This window comes from Corynebacterium sp. HMSC22B11, assembly GCF_001815965.1.
Lineage (GTDB): Bacteria > Actinomycetota > Actinomycetes > Mycobacteriales > Mycobacteriaceae > Corynebacterium.
The window spans coordinates 25,609-32,425 of record NZ_KV823480.1; the positions used below are offsets into that span (position 1 = coordinate 25,609).

A 6,817-nucleotide genomic window follows, 5' to 3' on the forward strand; every position below is an offset into this window, starting at 1 on the left:
GCGGGGCGCGAGTGGTCAGTTGAGGGGTTCAATACAAGGGGGAAACCGCGGTGAAAGCGCAATCACCACCAACTTTGCCGAAGGAAAAACAGCCCTTCGTCCGCATACTCATGCCCGCGATCATGCTGGTCGCGGTGCTGGGAATGGTTGCGGCGATGGTGATGTCCGGGGCGGGACGCTCGCCAATGACATTCATCTTTCCGCTGATGATGCTGGGTTCGATGGCGATGATGTTCCAGTCCGGCACGGACGTCAACGAGGTCCGTAGGGGGTTCCACCGTCACCTGGACGCGCTGTCCGATTCGGTCAAGAAAGCCCGGCGCGAGCAGCTGGTTCGCATGAACCGGGAGCATCCGCATCCGGGCACGCTGTGGAACCACATCCATGCCGGCGAGTTGCCGAGCGCGGCCCCTGGAGTGGTGCGCATTGGAGTGGCGGTGCAGGCACCGGATGATCCGCTGGAGATCCCGGTTAATGCTCCGCCGGAGGACCTGGAGCCGGTGAGCGCGATGAGCCTGCGTGACCTGGCGCTACGCACCGCGACGATCGAGGCGCCGGTGGCGGTGGATGTGCGTGCATTCCCGTATATCGCGATCGTCGGCGACGGTGCGGCGGGGTTGGCGCGTGCGATGCAGGCGCAGCTGGTCGCCCAACCTCCGGAGGACGTCGGCGTGCGCGGGCCGCATGATCAGTGGCTGCCCCACGATGGGTCGGTGCGGGTGAATTTCTGTACGGGCGCGGACCCGGTGACGTTGAACTCGGTGGTGGTGGAGCCCAGCAGCGAGTGGGTGGATGCCGCACAGAGCCAGGGGTTGTACCTGCATGTCGCGGGGGCTGAGGAAGGCTTCGCGATGAGCGCGTGGACCGTTGATGGTTGGGCGCCGTTCGGCCTGGCGGACCAGCTCAGCGACGTGGAACTGGCGATGGTGTGCCGGTCGCGCTCCCAGGTGACTTCCGGCACAAGCCTGCTGGAGCTGCCGGGCGGGGACCTGCGCGCCCCGATCGGGTTCTCTGGCGCGCCGGTGTACCTGGACATTAAAGAATCCGCGCTGGGCGGGATCGGGCCACACGGGTTGTGCATCGGGGCGACGGGCTCGGGTAAATCCGAACTGCTGAAATCCGTGGTGGTCAGCTTCGCGCACAACCACAGTCCGGAGGAGCTGAACTTCATCCTCGTGGACTTCAAGGGTGGCGCGGCCTTCCTGGGCTTGGACAAACTGCCACACACCTCCGCGGTGATCACCAACCTGGTGGATGAGGCCGGGCTGGTGGATCGCATGCAGGACTCGCTGCTCGGTGAGATGCACCGGCGGCAGGAGCGGCTCCGGGCGGCAGGGATGTCCACCGCTCTGGAGTTCAACGAGGCCTTCCCGGGTCAGATGCCGGCGCTGTTCATCGTCGTGGACGAGTTCTCTGAGCTGCTGCAGAACCGGCCGGAGTTCGCGGAGGTCTTCGCCGCGATCGGGCGGCTGGGCCGCAGCCTGCGGATGCACCTGCTGCTGGCCAGCCAGCGCTTCGAGGAGGGGAGGCTGCGCGGCCTGGAATCCCACCTGAGTTACAGGATTGCGCTGCGGACATTCTCGGCGGCGGAGTCGCGGGCGCTGATCGGCTCCACTGCGGCGTTTGAACTACCCGCGAACCCGGGTGCCGCCATCCTTTCAGCCCACGACACGGTGCGCTTCCACAGCGCCTACGTCTCCGGCCCAGAGCTGCCCCGTGACCAGCGGCTGATCCAGGAGCTCGGCAGCGAGGTGGAGTCCACGACCACCACCCTGCAACTGGTGGTGGACCGGCTGCAGGGGCCGAACAAGAACCCGATCTGGTTGCCGCCACTGCCCACGATGCTGCCAGCCCACGAGGTGCTGGCGGAGTCGGATACAGGCGCACCGGAGGCTAGACCAGAGAACACCGGGACGGGGATCGGAGCGGGTGCGGCGGCAGCGGCGTCGTCGTCGGTGAAGATGGAACCGCTGACGGCGGCGATCGGGTTGGAGGACCTGCCGTTCGAAGGGGTGCAGCGGACGTACCGGATGGACCTGAACCGGCGGCACTGGGCGATCGTCGGGCAACCACGGACGGGCAAGACAATGACGGTGCGGGCGCTGGTGCTCGCACTCGGGCTGAGCAGCCCGGGCGTGCCGATCTACATCTTCGACCCCGGTGGTTCGCTGCGCGATCTGGCGCGGTTGCCGCAGGTCGCGGCGGTGGTTGGCCCGGAGCATGCGGGGCGCCTACTGGACGAGGTGGACCTGGTGGAAGGCCCGCGCGTGCTGATCGTGGACGGGCTGGATCAGCTCACCGCGATTGGGGAGGAGGAGCAGCGGCTCATCCAGCTGGCCACCAGCGGGCTGGAACGTGGCCTGCACGTGGTGGTCACCGCACTGCGCTGGAACTTCCGGCCCTCGCTGCGTGACGTGCTGACCGGACACGTGGAGATGAAGATGACCGCGCTGGATGCTGAATTCCGCGATGCGCAGAAGTCCCTGCCGGACGTGCCGGGGCGGGGCGTGTCGCATAACGGCAAGCACATCCAGGTGGCGTTCTGCGCTGCCCAGGATGTGGAGCACGTGCGCAAAGTCAGCGTGGCCCGGGGCGAGAAGGATGTTGCGATGCGGGTGCTGCCGGACCGGATCGGGCTGGCGGAGCTGTTGGACGGCGTGCCGGGTTGTGGATCCGCGCCGGGCGTGGATGCCGGGACCAGCGGTTTTGGCACGGGTACAGCTACGGCTGGCAAGCACGCTGCCGTGGACTCAACGGGGGAGGTCGCAGCAGGCAGCCACGCGATGGGTGCACACGCCCCGGTGGTGCCCTTCGCCCTGGGCGGCCCCCGCCTGGATGCGGTGGCCTGGGACAGCGGGGAGTTCCCGCACCTGGTCGTCATCGGCCAGGCCGGGGCGGGCGCGACCAGCGCGCTGCGCACGGTGGCAGCCAGCATCGACCAGCTGCCCGAGGGTCGCGCGGAAGTGTTGGCCACGGACACCCGGCGCGGCCTGCTTGGCAGCCCCGGTTACCTGGGTGCGGAGCAGTTCCGCCAGCGCCTCGCCGAATGGGTCGAGGTGCTGCAGTCCCGCGTGCCGAAGGACGTCTCCGTCGAGCAGCTCCGGGACCGTTCCTGGTGGTCCGGGCCGGAGCTGTTTGTGATTGTCGACGATTCGGACAACGACCCTGGCCTCGACGCGCTCGTGCCGTTGCTGCCCTACGCGGCGGACATTGGCTTGCACCTGGTGCTCGCCCGGCGTTCGGGGCAGTTCGCTCGCTCGGCCTTCCAGCCCCTCATGCAGGCGATGCGCGACCACAGCGCGTGGTTGCTGCTCTCCGCGCCGCGTGAGGACGGTCCGATCGCAGGCCAGAAACTGTGCCGACGCCAACCCGGCCGCGGCGTGTACGTCCACGCAGAATCCTGGCTGGTCCAGGTCGCAGAAGCGGAGGTCGGTGCATCGTCAAAACCAGTTGAAGCTTGTGAACAAACCGGAACCGGCGCCACGGGTGCGTCCGAGAAGGAGGAAGAGTGATGAATCCGAGTGCAACCAAACCCCCGATCCCAGCGATGGGGCTGCTCGCGGAAGCCGTTGCCCGCTATGAGTCGGGGTTGCTGGTCCACGGTGACCAGGTCACGGACCTGCTCACCGGGTTCAGTCTCACGATGCCTCCTATCACCGGGCCCGATACAGCCAGCACACTCGCGTTCCGCGGCAGCGGGATTGACCTGCAGGAGCTGGACGACCTCACCGAACTGGTCACCCAAGTAATGCAGCAGCGAATGAATAGTCCGCACGCAGCGGGGCTGGACTCCGGTATCCCGCGGGACCACTTCCCCTATGGAGTGGGTGAGTCCGACCCGGACGTGCTGGTCACGGGTGGGCAGGCTGCCCCGATTGCTACCTATCTGCGTGCGGCTGGGTTCCGAGCGCGGGTGGTGGACACCCAGTACGCGATGAACCTGGCCAGCAGCCTCGCGGTCGCACAACAGGAGCTATTGGCGCTGAGCCCGGAAGAGCCGATGAGGGCGGGCGCCGGGGCCACGGGTGGCGCCGGAGGTGGCGCGGATGCCGGGAAGCTAACGCACGCGGAAGCACTCGGGCAGGGTGCGCCCGCGCCGGGCGTGCCTCCCGGAGAAGAGCCGCGGGCGACACCCAACCGGGTTCTGTCCTGGGACCTTTCAGGCTCACGGGATAAGGCCGGGCCAACTCGGCCCGCAGTACACCGTGGGGGAGCGGGTGCGGCGGCACCGCGGAAACTCCCGCTGGGAGCCAGCCCGGTGGCTGCGGCCTTCGTCGCGATCATCATCGTGGCTGGAGCAATGGCCGCCGGGCTCGCGCTGGACGCTGCCGGTGGTGCCGGGGAGGACACCCAGGCGGTCGCGAACGCCGAAGGCGGTGCCGCCGGGCAGGCCGGGCAGGTCGAGCCAGGTGCCGGGGAGAGCGCCGGCGGGGAAGATGCCGGGGAGGGGGATTCGGACCGAAACCGCCAGCCAGAGACCCCGCCACCATTCACCCCGCCGCCGAACCGGCCGGGCATGCAGGACCCGAAGATCAACGGTAAAGGTGCCGACCACCGCGCCGCCGACCGTGCCGACGTCCCTGTGACAGCGGACTGGCCGAAGGGATGGAACCTCGCCGAAGCCACCCCGCAGCGGGAGACCTACCAGTCTGAGAAGGACGCCGGAATGCGCGTACTGCTCGCCGCGAAACCCGCACCACTAAAGAGCCAGGCCGAATTGGACAAAGCCGTGCTTAAAGCGTTGCGGGACGCGCCGGGCACGAAGGTCGCCAGTGAATCCCCGGTTAGCTACCGGGAGAAGTACCCGGACTCCGAAACGCTCTGGTACGTCCGGCTCGTGGATGGCCACCAGGTATCCATCGGCTGCCAATATCGGGAACCCAACCCAGTGCGCTCGCGGGTCTGCGAACAGGTGGTGGACTCGGCCCGGCCGGAGAAGTAAGCGCTGCGGCGCCGGCGCCCTTTCCACCGCACCCGACGGGGAGAGGTGTCCGCCGGGGTGAAGCGATCGCGGCACGTCGGGATGAGGCGTTCGCGGCAACCGGGATGAGGCGCCCGCGCCAGGCGGGTGAGGTGTGTGCGTCCGTTCCGCCTCGACCAATTCGCCACGCCGGAACGATGCCATTGCCGAGTCAGTGCCGGGCGGAGGCCACGCCAGGGCCGCTTCGGGGTGCGCAGCCGCTTCGGTAGGGTGCAGGCAGAAGCGGTGCTTAGTGACAGCACCACAGGAACGGCTGGGAAGAGCGGAGGTGAAGGCGGTGGCGTCCCCGGAAAACATCCTGCTGCACCTCGCGGAAGAACAAGAAGCGCAGGTCCGGGAGATCTTCGCCGCGCTCGAACAGCGAGGTTTTCCCGCCCAGCACCAAACCCCGCACATCACCATCACCTTCGCCCCGCGCATGGAACAGCCCGTCGTGGATCTGGCCGAAGAACTCCTCGCGCCCCTGATGCCCGCCACCCTGCAGCGGATGGGCACGGTCGTGTTCGGCACCCGGCGCAAGCAGACCGTCGCGTGGCTGCTGGAAGCCAGCGACGAGCTCGAAACCGCGGCGCGCGCGATCAGCACCGCAAACCCGGAGGGGCGCGGCCCGCGTTGGATCCCGCACCTGACGATGGGGCTGCGCCTGCCGCGGGCCATCGTCCCGGACTACATCCGCGCCCTCGACGAACTCAGCCCGCCAGAACTGCGCCAGCTCACCGCGGCGGAAGCCGGCCTCCGCGTGCCGAGCACAGACCAGTTCTTCCCCTTTTAAACCCGCTGTTTCCCCGGGGGAGGGCGATCCCCCTCCCGGAGCTGGCTAATCCCTCCAGCCAGTCCCAGCCACCTACGCCTTGCGCCGGAAGACGAGCAGCGCGTCGCGGCTGATGTCGTGCGGATACTCATCCCATTCGATCTCCACCACGGCCACCTGCTCTAGGTGCTCTGCCAGCAACTCGGCGCAGTCCGCGATCAGTGGGGTCAGCGCCCCCGCGTGGCGAATATCGCCCACGTTCCACACCACGTGCCCACCGGGAACCACCAGTCGCGCGCATTCGGCCGCCACCTCGCCCAGCTCCGCGAGGTAACGCCGATAGTCCCCGCCGCCGCACTCATAAGCCTCCAGCGGATCGGCCTCGCCCTCCGTCGCGGCCATGTACGGCGGGGACGTGAGAACCAGGTTCACTGCAGGTCGCGGCTCGTTTTTCTGCGGTTGTTCTGACGACGACGCCAACATCGGCAGGATCCGGCGCGCGTCTCCTGCGACCATGCTCGCCCCCGGTGCGGCGGCGCGAATTTGAGCCACCCGTTCCGGCAGCAGTTCGATGCCCCCGGCCCGCCGGCCGAGCCGCACGGCACGGATGAGTGTGGTTCCAAAGCCCGCGAAGGGATCAAAAACCATGTCGCCAGGAGCGGAATATGCACGGATCACGTGGTCCACGATCGCGGCGCACATGTGGACGTCCTCGTCCGCGCCGGCAGGGCGATCCACGAGGAACTCGGCGATGCTCGTCCGCAGGGGTGTGGCGGGGGCTGCCGTTGGCGCATCCAGGGGCGGGGAAGGCGTCATGACCTGCAGTTTAGCCCGACGTCCTGAAAAGACCAGTGACCGGTCCGTGGCGTTTTGGGGCATCCCGGCCCCGTGCCCGCGTTGTGTATTGGGCTCCGCCTTCGTGGGTGTTGCACTCCGACCCCTGCGTTTCGCCCTCCACCCGTGGGTGTTGCGCTCCGACCCCGTGTGTTTGTGCTCTATCCCGTGTGTTTTGCAGAGTTTGATGCCGGAAATCGGGCTAAAAGCGACATCAAACTCTGCAAAACGTGCAGGGGGTGCGGGGGGGG

General features: G+C 67.9%; 4 protein-coding genes. 3 read left to right on the plus strand and 1 reads right to left on the minus strand.

Features of this window, described 5'->3' with window-relative positions; genetic code table 11:
- The first annotated feature begins 50 nt into the window (after nt 1-50).
- From HMPREF3088_RS02790 to HMPREF3088_RS02800, 3 genes are all read left to right on the plus strand, one after another.
- The gene (locus HMPREF3088_RS02790; RefSeq protein WP_070758317.1) at nt 51-3,512 is read left to right on the plus strand and encodes an FtsK/SpoIIIE domain-containing protein; all 3,462 of its coding nucleotides are present in this window, start codon (nt 51-53) and stop codon (nt 3,510-3,512) included.
- Nucleotides 3,512-4,942 (plus strand): type VII secretion-associated protein, encoded by a 1,431-nt coding sequence (locus HMPREF3088_RS02795; protein ID WP_070758318.1) that lies wholly within the window; start codon nt 3,512-3,514, stop codon nt 4,940-4,942. The genes HMPREF3088_RS02790 and HMPREF3088_RS02795 overlap by 1 nt, the downstream gene beginning before the upstream one ends.
- Before the next feature lie 316 nt (nt 4,943-5,258).
- On the plus strand, nt 5,259-5,753 hold the full coding sequence (locus tag HMPREF3088_RS02800) for a 2'-5' RNA ligase family protein (protein ID WP_070758405.1): 495 nt from the start codon (nt 5,259-5,261) through the stop codon (nt 5,751-5,753).
- 72 nt (nt 5,754-5,825) lie between these two features.
- Here the strand turns inward: HMPREF3088_RS02800 and HMPREF3088_RS02805 are convergent, their stop codons facing one another.
- The gene (locus HMPREF3088_RS02805; protein ID WP_246818012.1) at nt 5,826-6,548 is read right to left on the minus strand and encodes a DNA methyltransferase; all 723 of its coding nucleotides are present in this window, start codon (nt 6,546-6,548) and stop codon (nt 5,826-5,828) included.
- Nucleotides 6,549-6,817 lie beyond the last annotated feature (269 nt).

Coding starts and splice junctions, on each gene's coding strand:
- HMPREF3088_RS02795 (WP_070758318.1), top strand. CDS start 3,512: ATGAATCCGAGTGCAACCAAACCCCCGATCCCAGCGATGGGGCTGCTC.
- HMPREF3088_RS02805 (WP_246818012.1), bottom strand. CDS start 6,548: ATGACGCCTTCCCCGCCCCTGGATGCGCCAACGGCAGCCCCCGCCACA.